Origin of the sequence: Dechloromonas sp. HYN0024 (genome assembly GCF_003441615.1) — a bacterium.
Taxonomy (GTDB): domain Bacteria; phylum Pseudomonadota; class Gammaproteobacteria; order Burkholderiales; family Rhodocyclaceae; genus Azonexus.
Genome location: NZ_CP031842.1, coordinates 2,240,001 through 2,254,132, shown reverse-complemented (window position 1 = coordinate 2,254,132; position 14,132 = coordinate 2,240,001). Strand labels below are relative to the sequence as shown.

Sequence of the window (14,132 nt, the reverse complement as noted above, 5' to 3'; positions counted from 1 at the left end):
GTAATTTGCGATATTTTCCCAGAATTTTTGGAGTTTGTTGTCATATTTGTATTACTTTAGATATACCATCCCTGCGCAATGGTTTTTTATTATGCGTTTTGGGTAATTGTGGCTCGCAATAGGACGTGCCCTTTGCCGGGCTTCCGGCATCTCGTCTGGAGCAGCAGATACGCTACCCCGGACGAGATCACCGCTTGTTCAGGCAGCAGCCTGAGGATTAGCGTGAGTTTCCGAGCCGCTTTGTATTGGGTAGCAGCGTCTGGTGCCCCAGTTCAAACTTGCCGACATTTGCCGCCAGGCGATGCGCCTGCTCCTCGAGGGATTCCGCCGTGGCGGCCGCCTGTTCGACCAGGGCGGCATTCTGCTGTGTTACTTCGTTCATTAGTCCCAGGGCGTGGGTGACCTGGTCTATGCCTGCGCTCTGCTCCCGGCTGGCCAGCGCGATATCCGTAACAATTGCCGCCAGATGCTGGAAGGAGGCGACCAGACCTTCGATGGCCTGGCCGGTTTCGCGGACTTGGGCGACACCACCATCGACCTTGGTCACTGAGTCGGAAATGAGGTTGCGAATTTCCTTGGCGGCGGTTGCACTGCGTTGGGCCAGATTCCTCACTTCTGTCGCAACGACAGCGAAGCCACGCCCCTGTTCGCCAGCCCGGGCGGCCTCGACGGCGGCATTGAGGGCCAGGATGTTGGTCTGGAAGGCAATATTGTCGATGACGCCGATGATGTCAGCAATTTTGTGGGCACTGCGCTGAATCTCGGCCATCGTCTGCTCGGCCCGTTTGATCATCTCGCCGCTTTTTGCCGTGACATGGTTGGCGTCTGTTGCCAGTTGATTGGCGACATGGGCGTTTTCGGAGTTCTGCTGCACCGTGGTGTTGATCTGCTCCATCGAGGTCGATGTTTCTTCCAGGGTAATCGCCTGTTGCTCGGTGCGCCGCGATAGGTTCTGGTTGCCGGCGGCCATTTCGCGGGCGGCAGAATTGATGTGCTCGGCGGCCTCCTTGATTTGCCAGACGGTGGCTTTGAGCCGGGTAACGGTGGAATTGGTATTGCTTTTCAGTTCTCCGAATACGCCGTGGTAATCAGAAGAAATGCGGGCTGTCAGATTGCCCTCGGCAATCTCCGAGAGAACCCGTGACAGCTCGTTGAGGGCATTTTCGCCGTTTTCCAGAAGCTGATTGATCAGGCCTTCGATTCGGATGAAGAATGGATCTTCGGAGTTCAGCGAGAGGCGCACCGAAAAATCACCTTCGGCCGCCTGATGAATGACTTCCGTGAGCCTGTCCTGGGCGCGCAACTGGTCAGTCATGTCGAGCCACTCGCCAACAGAACCCAGGCGTTCGCCGTTTTCACTGAGTACCGGGGTGGTGACGACCTGGTATTTCCTATCGGCCAGGTCCATTTTCGACTGCACGGGGCCGGTCAGGCTTTGCAGCCGTGTGATGGCCTCGGCCGGGTCGGGATAGAAACGCCCGACACTGGTCCCGACAATCTGAGCGGGGTCGAAGTTCGGGTCACCCTTACGTAGCGCCGGGGCATCACGCTCGAGGGTTTTTTGCAGGGCGTGATTGATATAGAGGATGCGGCCATCGTTATCGGCAATCCGGACATTGGTTGCGACATTGTCGAGGCCGATCTTGATTCGCGTCATCTCATCCGACAGTCGCTTGGCTTGTGTCACCTCGAAACCCTGGCGGGTCTGCATGCTTTCCAGGCCGTGCAACACCTGGCCGAGTTCATCGCTGGCCGAAACATCAATCTTGCTGTTGTAGTTACCGGTCGACAGGGTGCGCAAGGTTTCCAGGACTCCGGTCAGACGTCTGGTCAGCACATAGCGGGAAACCCAGACCATGACCATCACCAGCGCTCCGGCCATGATCAGCCCGGCGATCGACAGGCTGCGGTAGAGTTGCCGGGAAATGCCGTCGAATTCGTCCAGGTAGGTGCCGCCGCCAATCAACATCTTCCACTTGGGCATGGTTTCGAAGGCAACGACCTTGACCCGTTCGTTCGTCTCGCCCAGCTCGGTATTGATCCACGGATAGGTGATCACGCCCGTTTCACGGTCGAGCATGTCTCGGACAAATTCGCGACCATCGGCATCCTTGGCCTCGAGGATGTTGCTGCCTTCCTTGCTTGGATGGATCAACAAGTCGCCCCGGCGCTTTCCCGGTTGGGCATCAAGTACGTAGATGTAGCCTGTTTGGCCGATCTTGTTGCTTTTCACCCGCTCCCGCATCGTGCTCATTTCCTGGGTGATGAAATAGCCGATGCCAAAAGCCCCAATAACTTTTCCTGACTCATCCTTGACCGGCTTCAGGGCAGAAATCCGGTCTTTCCCCTGGCTGCTGGTTCTGCCGATATAGGTTTCGCCGGCCAGGAGGGTCGATGTCGCTGGTCCGACCTTGTCGAGAACGGTGTTGATGACCCGCTCACCCTTGTCGTTCTTCTGGGACGTGGCGATGCGGACAAATTCGTCGCCCCGCCGGACCAGCAGTGTGGCCGTCGGCCCCCGGGTGATGCTGGCAAAGGCATCTTCTTCGTCATGGTGTCCGTTCACCACGAGTTTGTTGTGTTTAAGGATCGGTATGCCGCCGTCGACCGGTTCAACGGAAAAGGTGCCGGGATAGCGTGCGGCATAAAACTCCAGCAAGCGGGTAGCCTCGCGCTCCAGTGCATCGAGCGTTGTTTCCATCATGGCGCGAACGAGATGGACCTCTTGGGCCAGTTCCCTGTCGGTCTGCTGACGCAGGATGTGGTTGATCTGCTGGCCGGCCAGCACAGCGGTAAGGGCGATGATGAGGAGCAGGATCGACAGGCTGGGAATGAGGAATTGCAGCGCCATCGGCATGTTCGACAGGCGGCCACGCAAGCGGCCAATGAGTCCGCCACTGACGATTTTTCCGTGCTTGATCGTCCACCCGGCGGAACGGCCTTCACGCAAGGCCTGGTAAGCGGCTTCGGCTGTATCGATCTGATCCTGTGTCGGCTGGCGTCGAACCGACAGGTAGCCGGTTATCTGGTCGCCTTCCCAGATCGGTGTGATGTGCGCCTCGACCCAGTAATGGTCGCCGTTCTTGCAACGATTTTTGACCACGCCAACCCAGGGTCTTTGCGCCTTGAGGTCGTTCCAGAGGTCGGCGAAAACCTCGGCCGGCATGTCGGAGTGGCGTACCGCGTTATGCCCGTGACCAATCAGATCATCCTCAGTGAACCCGCTGACTTCGAGGAATTCCTGATTGACATAAGTAATGCGCCCCTCGAGGTCGGTTTTAGAGACGATCAGGCAGTTTGGCTGGACCTCGACGGCACGATCGGTCAGTGCTTGATTGACGCTCATGTCTTGTTTTTTCTCTAGAGATAGCGATTCTGGTCTTGCATCTTGCGTGGCTTGGCGCTGGAACGAGGAGCGTGGCCGGGAAAATGCAAATAAGTACAACTTTACCGGAGAAACAGGCTTTGAATATAGCTATTCGCTAATGGGGGAGAAGCCCTTCTTTAGCCGCTGTGCAGGTTATGGTCAGCCCCGGGGAACTCCACAGCGTATAGACTGCCTGAAGCCCATCTTTTTACGGAATCAGGTCATCATTCATGAAAACAGTCGTCAGAGCTTTCTTCAAAACCCTGCGTGTCATTCTCGGCCCCTTCATGCTGCTCGGCGAATTCGTCACCCGGCCGAAGGCCATGGTACGGCCAGCCGCGAGTCAGGCCAACGTTGAACAGCAGTGCAGCAGCATCGTCCTCTATCAGTACAAAACCTGCCCGTTTTGCATCAAGGTGCGCCAGGAAATGCGCCGTCTGGCCCTCAACGTACAACAGCTTGATGCGCAACAACCGGGGGAAAACCGGGATGATCTGGTGCGCGGCGGTGGCAAGGCGAAAGTGCCCTGCCTGAAAATCACCGACCCGGCCGGCAAGACGCAGTGGCTGTACGAATCCGGCGAGATCATCAAATACCTCCGCAGCCGTTTCGCCAGCGCCTGATGTACTGGCGATACTGAACGCCCCGCCTGTCAGGATGTGTGAGCAGCAGCCTCGGCTTCTTTGAAGTCAGGCTGCTGTTTATTTATTTGATGTTCGACACATAGGTGCCGATTGCTGGTATCAGCGCAGCCAAGGCTGCCCTCTTATGTATTTGTATTAGGCTGATTATGCCATTCAAAAGCTGAGGGGAGCGTCGCTAATTGGCCATTAACGCCTTGCCTGACAAAGAAAATCAGCGTCCAGACTGTCGCCATCAGCCCGACTGGCCACAGCATTGCGATTCCGGCTGTCTATTTTTCGCCGCTTTTTGTGAATGAGCGCGCGGGTAACGACGTGCGTGCCGATGAGCAGCTGGCTGGTCGCCTACAACGGAGTCTGCGAGGTCATTGCCCACAACAGCAGTGCGCCCGCAATTGAAATATGGGTAATCAGGCTAGGCATGACAAAACTCCAAATGAGAACCGTTCCTATTGTTGCGGATGTGCGTTAGTGTTGTAAATAGGAATTGCTCTCATTTGTGCGTGGGGCGTAAAAAAGCCACGGTCACGCCGTGGCTTTTTGCTGAGCAAGGCCGTGATTAGCGGTCGAAGCTCTTTTTCTTGAAGCTGCGTTCGCCGTCGAACTTGCGCTCGGTGCTGCCGCCGCCATCCTGACGACCTTCGTCCGGACGCAGGTTGATCGGCACGCCGCGGACGCGGGTGCGCTTCAAGGCATTGGAGGCTTCACTGGGCATGCCGCCCGGCAGTTCGACCGTGCTCGATTCGTCGTAGAGCGCGATGCGGCCGATGAAACGGCTTTCGATGCCGGCTTCGTTGGCGATGGCGCCGACGATGTCCTTGACCTGGACGCCATGGTCCCGGCCCACATCGATGCGGTAGCGCACCATGTCGCCGCTCGGCGCCGAACGGGCCGGGCGCTCTTCACGGCGCGGGCGTTCGCCACGGTTTTCAAAGCTCGGCTTGTCGCCACGTTCGTTGAAACGCGGCTTGCGCTCTTCGCCAAAGCTGCCCGGACGCGGCGGCCGGCTGTCACGGCTGTCGTAGGCGGCAGCCGGCGGGGCCGGGCGCGGGTCTTCGCCGGCGATCTGCAAGGGCTTGCCTTCCTGCGCCATCATGGCGAGGGCAGCAGCGACTTCTTCGGCGCCGACATTTTGCTCTTCGGCAATTTGCGAGACGATGTTGGCGAAGAAATCGAGGCCTTCGGCGTTGAGCACTTCCACGACTTTTTGCTTGAAGTCGGAAACGCGCTTGTTGGTGACGTCGGCGCGGCTGGGCAGGGTGAGCGGCGCAATCGGCGACCGGGTGGCGCGCTCGATGGTGCGCAGCATGCGGATTTCCCGCGGTGCGACAAACAGGATGGCGTTGCCGGTACGACCGGCGCGGCCGGTACGGCCGATACGGTGCACATAGGCTTCGGTATCGTAGGGAATGTCGTAGTTCACGACGTGGCTGACGCGCGGCACGTCGATGCCTCGGGCGGCAACGTCGGTGGCGATGACGATGTCGAGGGCGCCGGACTTCAACTGCTCGATGACGCGTTCGCGCATCTGCTGGTTGAGGTCGCCGTTCAGGGCAGCGGCGGCGTAGCCGCGGGCCGAGAGCTTGTCGGCGAGTTCGACGGTGGCGGTCTTGGTGCGCACGAAGATGATGGCGGCGTCGAAGTCTTCTTCGACTTCGAGGATGCGGGTCAGGGCATCGAGCTTGTGCATGCCGGAAACCTGCCAGTAAACCTGACGGATGGCAGCGACGGTAGCGGTAGCCGACTTGATCTTGATTTCACGCGGCTCGACCAGGTATTTCTGGGCGACACGGCGAATCTGCTCGGGCATGGTGGCCGAGAAGAGGGCGGTCTGGTGCTGGGCCGGGGTGCGTTCGAGAATCCATTCGACGTCGTCGATGAAGCCCATGCGCAGCATTTCGTCGGCTTCGTCGAGAACCATGGTCTTCAGGTTGTCGAGGTTGAGCGTCTTGCGCTCGAGGTGGTCCATGACGCGACCCGGGGTGCCGACGATGACGTGGGCGCCGCGCGACAGTTGCTTCAACTGGATGGTGTAGCTCTGGCCGCCGTAGATGGGCAGGACGTGGAAACCAGGCAGGTTCTTGGCGTAGGTTTGCAGGGCTTCGGCAACCTGGATGGCGAGTTCGCGTGTCGGGGTCAGGATCAGGGCCTGCGGCTTGGTCAGCTTGACGTCGATCTGTTCCATGAGCGGCAGTGCAAAGGCGGCGGTCTTGCCGGTACCGGTCTGCGCCATGCCGATCAGGTCATGGCCTTCGAGCAGGACGGGAATACATTGGGCCTGGATGGGCGACGGGGTTTCGTAGCCGATTTCAGTGAGGGTTTTGAGGAGCGTTTCGCTTAAGCCGAGATCGGCGAAGCTGTCGGGAGTAGACGACATAGATGCTGTTTCCTTTCATCGTCGCCATTCACATTGTTATAACCGGCGACGGATTGGCCCGATGGTCGGGCGGCCTGAGTACCCCGATGCAGCCATACCGGGGGCGAATCAATGGGGTGAACCTGCAAACGAAACCTACTTGAACCGGGGGCTGCTCGGAACTACTGCGGGCGGTGCATCAACGCATTGATTTGATTATTCTACCTTTTTTTTGCCAGCGCCGCCAGTTCACCGGCGCTGAAACCGGCCTCGAGGCGCGCCGCTTCGTTCATTTTGCCCTGCGGCCAGGGTGCCTGGTAGTCAATCAGCAGGGTGCGGTAGGTGCTTTCCGGTTCCAGTCCGCGCTCGGCGCAGAGGTGGCGATACCACCGATCGCCGAGGCCAACGTGGCCGATTTCGTCGCGCAGGATAATGTCGAGGGCGCGGGCGCTTTCGTGGTCGCCAACCTGCTCGAGTTTCATCTGGATGGGCGGCGTCGCATCGAGGCCCCGTGCTTCGAGCAGGCGCGGCACGAGTGCCATGCGGACCAGTACATCGTCGGCGGTTTTTTCAGCCATGTCCCATAGCCCGGCATGGGCCGGGAAGTCGCCATAATCGTAGCCAAGGCTTTGCAGGCGATCACGAAGGAGCATGAAATGCTCGGCTTCTTCGGCGGCGACGCCGATCCAGTCGGCGTAATAGGCTTCGGGCAGGCGACGGAAGCGGGCGGCGTGATCGAGGGCAAGGTTGATCGCCGAAAACTCGATATGGACAATGGCGTGAAGCAGTCGGGCGCGTCCTTCCGGTGTGCCGGGGCTGCGATTTGGCACATCCTTGTGAGGCAGAAGGTCGGGCTTTTCCGGGCGGCCGCATACCAGGGTGACTGGCGCAGTGTCGCGCCAGTCGAGTTTCCCTGCCTGCCAGTCGGCGGCGATGGCTGAGGTTAGCCGGATTTTTGTGGCGATATCAGCAACGGCCAGGGCTTCGGCCAGGCGAGTGAACAGTGAATCCATCAGGGGGCCGGGTTGGTGTAGCGCAGGTGGATGGCGTCGATTTCGGCGAGTATTTCGGGCGACAGTGTGGTCTGCATGGCGGGCAGCGTTTCTTTCAGCTGGGCCAGCGAGGAGGCGCCGATGATGGTGCTGCTGACGAACCAGCGTGAACGGGAGAAGCCCAGGGCCAGTTGGGTTGGCGTCAGGCCATGTTTTTCGGCCAAGGCAACATAGGCTTGTACGGCCGGGAGGACGTTCGGTTTGGTGTAACGCTGGCCGAAACTTGGCCAGCGGGTGATGCGCCCGGGGGCCTGCGGGTCGCTCAGATACTTCCCGGTCAGGTGGCCGAAAGCCAGGGCCGAATAGACGAGGAGGCCAACTTGCTGGCGGTGACACACTTCGGCCAGGCCGGTTTCGAAGGTCCGGTTTAGGAGGCTGTAGGCATTCTGCGTCGAGACGATGCAGGGCAGGCCCAATTCATCCGCCAGTCGGGTGAATTCCATGATGCCCCAGGGGTGCTCGTTGGAAACCCCGATGTGCCGGATCTTGCCTTCGCGCACCAGTTCGCCGAGCGCCTCAAGTTGCTCGCGGATCGGCGTGCCCGCGCGTTCTTTATCCGGTTCGTACTGCCATTGCCCGAACATTGGCTGATTGCGTTCCGGCCAGTGCAATTGGTAGAGGTCGACATAATCTGTTTGCAGGCGCTGCAGCGAACCTTCAAGCGCCAGACGGATATTGGTCCGGTCCAGCGCTGGCGGGCCATTGCGGATCCAGCCCAGGTTGCGGCTGGGGCCGGCGACCTTGGTGGCGATTTGGAGCTGGTCGCGCCGCTGGTGTTTCAGCCAGCGCCCGACGATGCTTTCTGACGCCCCGAAGGTTTCGGCTCGTGGCGGCACGGCATACATTTCGGCTGTGTCAATGAAGCCGATGCCGGCCGAAAGGGCGAAATCGAGCTGGGCGTGGGCGTCAGCCTCGCTGGTTTGTTCGCCGAAGGTCATGGTGCCGAGGCAAACCTCGGGAACGATAAGCTCGCTGCGGCCAAGTTGGCGGGTGGTGAACGGTGTCATTGGCAAGCTCCGGAATCAGGGTTGAGCGCAAAGAACGCCATAGATAAGTATGTGGCGCTGAAATACAGGGTCGTAACCGGCCGGCACGATGGCCAGGCGGTGTTCATTGGGGTCAGGGCAGTGTCTTTCCACCCACGCCTGGGCCACGGCATGGGCGGCGTCGAAACTATCGAAGAGTCCGTTGAGGGCGGGCGAGCGGATGGGCAGAAAATCGCCGGTGACCCGGTCGATGAGTTGGTCGCTGCCGAGCATCTGCACGGCGTAACCGGTAGCCCTGCGGGCTAGCGGCAAGTGCTCGAGGACAAAGCGGTCACCGAAAGCATCGGGTGGAAGTGAATAATTGACCATACGACATTTTAGCGGGAAGGATTGCCTCAAGCGCCAATCGGATTGTCGGTGACAGGTGGCGAAGTGGTAGAATCTACGGGTTGTAATAAAATCTTAACAGGACTGTCATGTTCGCTCGTCTGATGCCCAGGGAGGGCAAGTATTTCGATCTTTTCAATGCGCATGCCGAATTGATTGCGCAGGGTGGAAAGGCTTTGTCCAACATGATTGCCGCGCTCGTCGATCATCCCGAGCAGGCCCCCCGTTTTGCCGAGGAAATCGATAATCTCGAGCGCAAGGCTGATGCGATTACGCACGACACCTTGTCGCAACTCCATACGGCCTTCATCACGCCTTTCGATCGCGATGAGATCCACCAGCTGATCAATGGCATGGACGATATTCTCGACATCATGCAGGACGTTGCCGAGTCGATGTCGCTCTACGACATCAATCGTGTCCCCTCGGATGCCAAGGCCATGGCCATCGTCACCGAAAATTGCTGTGTCTGTGTCCAGTCGGTGATCAAGCTGCTGAACAGCATGGATAATGCCCCGGCGATTCTCAAACTTTGCCATGAGATCGATGGGCTGGAGTCCGAGGCTGATCGCTCGTTGCGCTCGGCCATGTCCAAAATCTTCCGCGAAGAGCCGGATGTCCGTGAAGTCATCAAGCTCAAGGAAATCTACGAGTTGCTCGAGTCGGTCACCGACCGCTGCAAGGACGTGGCCGGTACGATTGAAGCCATCGTTCTTGAAAACTCCTGAGCGGATAGCTCGGTATGGATACCCTTAACATCAGTCTCGGGGTCGTCGTCACCCTGGTGATTGTCGCCCTGCTGTTCGATTTCATGAACGGCTTTCACGATGCAGCCAATTCGATCGCCACCATCGTGTCGACGCGGGTGCTCAAACCGCACCACGCGGTTCTGTGGGCCGCCAGTTTCAATTTCATTGCCTATTTCCTGTTTCAGCTCAAGGTAGCCTCAACCATCGGCAAGGGCACCATCGACCCGTCGATTGTTGATCACTATGTGGTTTTTGGGGCGCTGGTAGGGGCGATTATCTGGAACATCATTACCTGGTACTACGGCATCCCGTCGTCGTCTTCGCACGCGCTGGTTGGTGGCCTGGTTGGTGCTGCTGTTGCCAAGGCCGGGCTGGCCAGCCTGATTTCCTCTGGCGTCCTGAAGATTGTCGCCTTTATTTTTGTCGCGCCCTTCCTCGGGTTCATGATCGGTGGAACCCTGATGGTGATTGTTTCGTGGATTTGCCGAAACATGGCGCCACGCAAGGTGGACAAGCATTTTCGCCGTTTCCAGTTGATCTCGGCGGCGGCTTATAGTCTGGGGCATGGTGGAAATGACGCGCAGAAAACCGTCGGCATCATCTGGATGCTGCTGATTGCTGCCGGTATCTCGACGACCTCGGATCCCATTCCGGGCTGGGTTGTCCTGTCCTGTTATACCGCTATGGGTCTCGGCACGATGTTTGGTGGCTGGCGTATTGTTAAAACCATGGGCAATCGCATTACCAAACTCAATCAGGCTCGCGGTTTCTGTGCCAATACTGGTGGGGCCATCACGCTGTTCCTGGCTACGGCATTTGGTATCCCAGTTTCCACTACCCACACTATTACTGGCGCTATCGCTGGTGTTGGTTCTACCCGTGGCGCACGTGCCGTGCGCTGGGGGGTAGCCGGCGGGATTGTCTGGGCATGGATTCTGACCATCCCCTGTAGTGCTGCCATGGCCGCCCTGGCCTGGTATCTCGGCTCGCTGATTCTCTGATCGCCAGAGTCGCTACCTTTACACTCCTGCTGGTCGTGCTGGCAGGTGTTGTATGGATGGTTCCGGTGTTGTGGGAACTGGCCGTGGCCGCCACCATCGGGGCTGTTTACTGGATATTCTTCCGTCTGCCACCCAGCGCCGACTAGGCAGGGATGTCGGGGATCAGCAGTGTTTCCAGCTGAATGATGCGATCCTTCAGCAAAAGCTTGCGCTTTTTCAGTCGGCGAATAAGCAAATCTTCCGGTGGCGGGTTCTCGATCAGGTGGGTAATGACCTGGTCGAGGTCACGATGTTCTACCTGCAGTTCATGCAACTGAGCGTGAATCTCGCTGATCTCTGCCTCGGTCAGCGGATGAAGGGACATTTTCGGCTCCTGAATGCTTCGGTTGTTTTGCTAGAATACCCTGAACCGATGATTCTTGGAGGAGAGAGAAATGCAACATCACGTAATTGTCTCGTTCGGCAAGGAAAGCGAATTCGAATTCAAATTTTCCGGTGGTGCTCAGGCGGACGTGGCACGCAAATGGTTTGATCACGAGTTCACCGTTCTGGAATGCGACGTCGCTACCCCGACTGGCAAGATACTCGCCGTAGACCGCATTCTTAGTGTGGCCAAATACGCCGGTGAAAATCGCTTTCGCGACCAAAGGACCTGGGCCGACCAGTTTGCCAAAAATACGGCAGCCTTGCTCGGGCGCGAACTGATCCGCGTCGACGTCGAGCACTACAGCATCGGCTATTGATGAACAAGGCGTTCGTGCGGGAGAGCGACAGTGACGATGAAGAGAATCTCTCGCCAGCACTGAAGCTTCCCCCCGGAACGCGTAACTACATTAGCCCGGCCGGTCATGCTCGGTTGAAAGATGAACTCGAGCATCTGGTCAAGCGTGAACGGCCGCATGTGGTCGAGGTGGTTTCCTGGGCGGCGTCGAATGGTGACCGCTCAGAAAATGGTGACTATATATATGGCAAACGTCGCCTGCGGGAAATTGATCGCCGCATCCGCTTCCTGACCAAGCGTATTGAAAATGCCGAAGTCGTCGATCCTTTGCGCCAAGGCAACAATGACCAGATCTTCTTTGGCGCGCGAGTCACCATCGCCGATACAGACGGGGTCGAAAACACCTACACCATCGTCGGCGTAGATGAGACAGATGTAGCCAAGGGGCGAATCAGCTGGATTTCTCCCTTGGCCCGCGCCTTGATCAAGGCGCGTGAAGGCGACTCGATTCGATTTCAAAGCCCCTTGGGGGTGCGAGAGATCGATATTCTTGAAGTTGTCTATGAAGTAATTGACTGATTTCAAGGCTTTCCTGGTTTCGATAAAGTGGTTTTTTCAAATTAGTGTTGACGGTGTGTTTTTAATCGGTAGAATGCGCACCTCTCCTGCGGTGCCGGGCGTTTTCGGCGGTTGTAGGGGAGTCAGGCGGTGCAAGAAATTTTGCAGAATAGCTTGACGGGGAGTTGGGATTGGTTCATAATCTTGCCTCTCTGCTGCAGACGAAGCGAAAGCGACGGCGCGGTGAAGTGAATGATCTTTAACAATTTGGACAACCGATAGGTGTGGGTGCCTTGATGCGTAAGCGACGCAAGTCGCAAAAAGTATTATGGCAATCACACGGATAGAGAAATCTATTGAAGTAATGAGAATTACTGTCAGTGAATTGTGAGTTGTTTTGTTGGATTGAACTGAAGAGTTTGATCCTGGCTCAGATTGAACGCTGGCGGCATGCCTTACACATGCAAGTCGAACGGCAGCACGGGGCAACCTGGTGGCGAGTGGCGAACGGGTGAGTAATGTATCGGAACGTACCTTTCAGTGGGGGATAACGTAGCGAAAGTTACGCTAATACCGCATATTCTGTGAGCAGGAAAGCAGGGGATCGCAAGACCTTGCGCTGATTGAGCGGCCGATATCAGATTAGCTAGTTGGTGAGGTAAAGGCTCACCAAGGCGACGATCTGTAGCGGGTCTGAGAGGATGATCCGCCACACTGGAACTGAGACACGGTCCAGACTCCTACGGGAGGCAGCAGTGGGGAATTTTGGACAATGGGCGCAAGCCTGATCCAGCCATGCCGCGTGAGTGAAGAAGGCCTTCGGGTTGTAAAGCTCTTTCAGCCGGGAAGAAAACGCATGGGTTAATACCCTGTGTGGATGACGGTACCGGAATAAGAAGCACCGGCTAACTACGTGCCAGCAGCCGCGGTAATACGTAGGGTGCGAGCGTTAATCGGAATTACTGGGCGTAAAGCGTGCGCAGGCGGTTTTGTAAGACAGGCGTGAAATCCCCGGGCTCAACCTGGGAACTGCGTTTGTGACTGCAAGGCTAGAGTATGGCAGAGGGGGGTGGAATTCCACGTGTAGCAGTGAAATGCGTAGAGATGTGGAGGAACACCGATGGCGAAGGCAGCCCCCTGGGCCAATACTGACGCTCATGCACGAAAGCGTGGGTAGCAAACAGGATTAGATACCCTGGTAGTCCACGCCCTAAACGATGTCAACTAGGTGTTGGGTGGGTAAAACCATTTAGTACCGGAGCTAACGCGTGAAGTTGACCGCCTGGGGAGTACGGCCGCAAGGTTAAAACTCAAAGGAATTGACGGGGACCCGCACAAGCGGTGGATGATGTGGATTAATTCGATGCAACGCGAAAAACCTTACCTACCCTTGACATGTCCAGGAGCCTGAAGAGATTTGGGTGTGCTCGAAAGAGAACTGGAACACAGGTGCTGCATGGCTGTCGTCAGCTCGTGTCGTGAGATGTTGGGTTAAGTCCCGCAACGAGCGCAACCCTTGTCGTTAATTGCCATCATTTAGTTGGGCACTTTAACGAGACTGCCGGTGACAAACCGGAGGAAGGTGGGGATGACGTCAAGTCCTCATGGCCCTTATGGGTAGGGCTTCACACGTCATACAATGGTCGGTACAAAGGGTTGCCAAGCCGCGAGGTGGAGCTAATCCCAGAAAGCCGATCGTAGTCCGGATCGTAGGCTGCAACTCGCCTGCGTGAAGTCGGAATCGCTAGTAATCGTGGATCAGCATGTCACGGTGAATACGTTCCCGGGTCTTGTACACACCGCCCGTCACACCATGGGAGCGGGTTCCGCCAGAAGTAGGTAGCCTAACCGCAAGGGGGGCGCTTACCACGGCGGGGTTCGTGACTGGGGTGAAGTCGTAACAAGGTAGCCGTAGGGGAACCTGCGGCTGGATCACCTCCTTTCTAGAGAAGCATCTGTGGCACCCACAACCTATCGGTTGTTCATGAGTAGCAAACAGACGAGGGTCTGTAGCTCAGTCGGTTAGAGCACCGTCTTGATAAGGCGGGGGTCGTTGGTTCGATTCCAACCAGACCCACCAACGTCAAATCAAGGGGGATTAGCTCAGCTGGGAGAGCACCTGCTTTGCAAGCAGGGGGTCAACGGTTCGATCCCGTTATCCTCCACCAAAACCCAAAGATAAGCAGTGGTGTTTATCTTTGGCTTTTGAGCAATCAATTGCTACGTTCTTTAACAAAATGGAAGAAGGTTGTGTTGCGGCGCTGATGAGGCGTTGGCAACACGTTGTGATTGCATCTGTAATGTCTTCGGACGA

At 57.4% G+C, this 14,132-nt stretch carries 11 protein-coding genes, 2 tRNA genes and 1 rRNA gene; 8 read left to right on the top strand and 6 right to left on the bottom strand.

Annotated features, from left to right (window positions below):
- Positions 1-217: 217 nt before the first annotated feature.
- Positions 218-3,346, bottom strand: coding sequence for a Cache 3/Cache 2 fusion domain-containing protein (locus HYN24_RS10795; RefSeq protein ID WP_117609251.1), 3,129 nt, complete (start codon positions 3,344-3,346; stop codon positions 218-220).
- Between the two features lie 251 nt (positions 3,347-3,597).
- Between HYN24_RS10795 and HYN24_RS10790 the strand changes: the two genes are divergently transcribed.
- Complete coding sequence (locus HYN24_RS10790) at positions 3,598-3,990, top strand: glutathione S-transferase N-terminal domain-containing protein (protein ID WP_117609250.1); 393 nt, start codon at positions 3,598-3,600, stop codon at positions 3,988-3,990.
- A 577-nt stretch (positions 3,991-4,567) separates the two neighbouring features.
- Here the strand turns inward: HYN24_RS10790 and HYN24_RS10785 are convergent.
- The 4 genes from HYN24_RS10785 to HYN24_RS10770 form a co-directional block, all read right to left on the bottom strand.
- Positions 4,568-6,385 (bottom strand): DEAD/DEAH box helicase, encoded by a 1,818-nt coding sequence (locus HYN24_RS10785; RefSeq protein WP_117609249.1) that lies wholly within the window; start codon positions 6,383-6,385, stop codon positions 4,568-4,570.
- A gap of 200 nt (positions 6,386-6,585) precedes the next feature.
- A complete protein-coding gene (locus tag HYN24_RS10780) occupies positions 6,586-7,377 on the bottom strand; it encodes a ferritin-like domain-containing protein (protein ID WP_117609248.1) in 792 nt (263 codons plus the stop codon).
- Positions 7,377-8,423 carry an aldo/keto reductase gene (locus HYN24_RS10775; protein ID WP_117609247.1) on the bottom strand — a complete coding sequence of 349 codons (1,047 nt, stop codon included), beginning with the start codon at positions 8,421-8,423 and terminating at the stop codon, positions 7,377-7,379. Before HYN24_RS10775 ends, HYN24_RS10780 begins: the two co-directional genes overlap by 1 nt.
- 15 nt (positions 8,424-8,438) lie before the next feature.
- Complete coding sequence (locus HYN24_RS10770) at positions 8,439-8,771, bottom strand: hypothetical protein (RefSeq protein ID WP_117609246.1); 333 nt, start codon at positions 8,769-8,771, stop codon at positions 8,439-8,441.
- A 107-nt stretch (positions 8,772-8,878) separates the two neighbouring features.
- Between HYN24_RS10770 and HYN24_RS10765 the strand changes: the two genes are divergently transcribed.
- A complete protein-coding gene (locus HYN24_RS10765) occupies positions 8,879-9,517 on the top strand; it encodes a DUF47 domain-containing protein (RefSeq protein ID WP_117609245.1) in 639 nt (212 codons plus the stop codon).
- 14 nt (positions 9,518-9,531) lie between these two features.
- The gene (locus HYN24_RS10760; protein ID WP_117609244.1) at positions 9,532-10,539 is read left to right on the top strand and encodes an inorganic phosphate transporter; all 1,008 of its coding nucleotides are present in this window, start codon (positions 9,532-9,534) and stop codon (positions 10,537-10,539) included.
- A 142-nt stretch (positions 10,540-10,681) separates the two neighbouring features.
- Here the strand turns inward: HYN24_RS10760 and HYN24_RS10755 are convergent, their stop codons facing one another.
- Positions 10,682-10,903 carry a DUF465 domain-containing protein gene (locus tag HYN24_RS10755; RefSeq protein WP_117609243.1) on the bottom strand — a complete coding sequence of 74 codons (222 nt, stop codon included), beginning with the start codon at positions 10,901-10,903 and terminating at the stop codon, positions 10,682-10,684.
- Between the two features lie 70 nt (positions 10,904-10,973).
- Between HYN24_RS10755 and HYN24_RS10750 the strand changes: the two genes are divergently transcribed.
- The 5 genes from HYN24_RS10750 (at position 10,974) to HYN24_RS10730 (ending at position 13,986) form a co-directional block, all read left to right on the top strand.
- Complete coding sequence (locus HYN24_RS10750; protein ID WP_117609242.1) at positions 10,974-11,282, top strand: hypothetical protein; 309 nt, start codon at positions 10,974-10,976, stop codon at positions 11,280-11,282.
- Entirely contained in the window at positions 11,282-11,839 is a 558-nt protein-coding gene (gene greB / locus HYN24_RS10745; protein WP_117609241.1) for a transcription elongation factor GreB, read from the top strand. Before HYN24_RS10750 ends, greB begins: the two co-directional genes overlap by 1 nt.
- Positions 11,840-12,225: 386 nt before the next feature.
- A 16S ribosomal RNA gene (locus tag HYN24_RS10740) occupies positions 12,226-13,761 on the top strand.
- Positions 13,762-13,821: 60 nt separating this feature from the next.
- Positions 13,822-13,898: transfer RNA gene (locus HYN24_RS10735), tRNA-Ile, on the top strand.
- Between the two features lie 12 nt (positions 13,899-13,910).
- Positions 13,911-13,986: transfer RNA gene (locus HYN24_RS10730), tRNA-Ala, on the top strand.
- Positions 13,987-14,132: the final 146 nt, after the last annotated feature.

Excerpts from the sequence above, each read along its gene's own strand:
- HYN24_RS10790 (WP_117609250.1), top strand. The coding sequence starts at position 3,598 with ATGAAAACAGTCGTCAGAGCTTTCTTCAAAACCCTGCGTGTCATTCTC.
- greB (WP_117609241.1), top strand. The coding sequence starts at position 11,282 with ATGAACAAGGCGTTCGTGCGGGAGAGCGACAGTGACGATGAAGAGAAT.
- HYN24_RS10780 (WP_117609248.1), bottom strand. The coding sequence starts at position 7,377 with ATGGATTCACTGTTCACTCGCCTGGCCGAAGCCCTGGCCGTTGCTGAT.
- HYN24_RS10765 (WP_117609245.1), top strand. The coding sequence starts at position 8,879 with ATGTTCGCTCGTCTGATGCCCAGGGAGGGCAAGTATTTCGATCTTTTC.
- HYN24_RS10755 (WP_117609243.1), bottom strand. The coding sequence starts at position 10,903 with ATGTCCCTTCATCCGCTGACCGAGGCAGAGATCAGCGAGATTCACGCT.
- HYN24_RS10760 (WP_117609244.1), top strand. The coding sequence starts at position 9,532 with ATGGATACCCTTAACATCAGTCTCGGGGTCGTCGTCACCCTGGTGATT.
- HYN24_RS10775 (WP_117609247.1), bottom strand. The coding sequence starts at position 8,423 with ATGACACCGTTCACCACCCGCCAACTTGGCCGCAGCGAGCTTATCGTT.
- HYN24_RS10795 (WP_117609251.1), bottom strand. The coding sequence starts at position 3,346 with ATGAGCGTCAATCAAGCACTGACCGATCGTGCCGTCGAGGTCCAGCCA.
- HYN24_RS10750 (WP_117609242.1), top strand. The coding sequence starts at position 10,974 with ATGCAACATCACGTAATTGTCTCGTTCGGCAAGGAAAGCGAATTCGAA.
- HYN24_RS10770 (WP_117609246.1), bottom strand. The coding sequence starts at position 8,771 with ATGGTCAATTATTCACTTCCACCCGATGCTTTCGGTGACCGCTTTGTC.
- HYN24_RS10785 (WP_117609249.1), bottom strand. The coding sequence starts at position 6,385 with ATGTCGTCTACTCCCGACAGCTTCGCCGATCTCGGCTTAAGCGAAACG.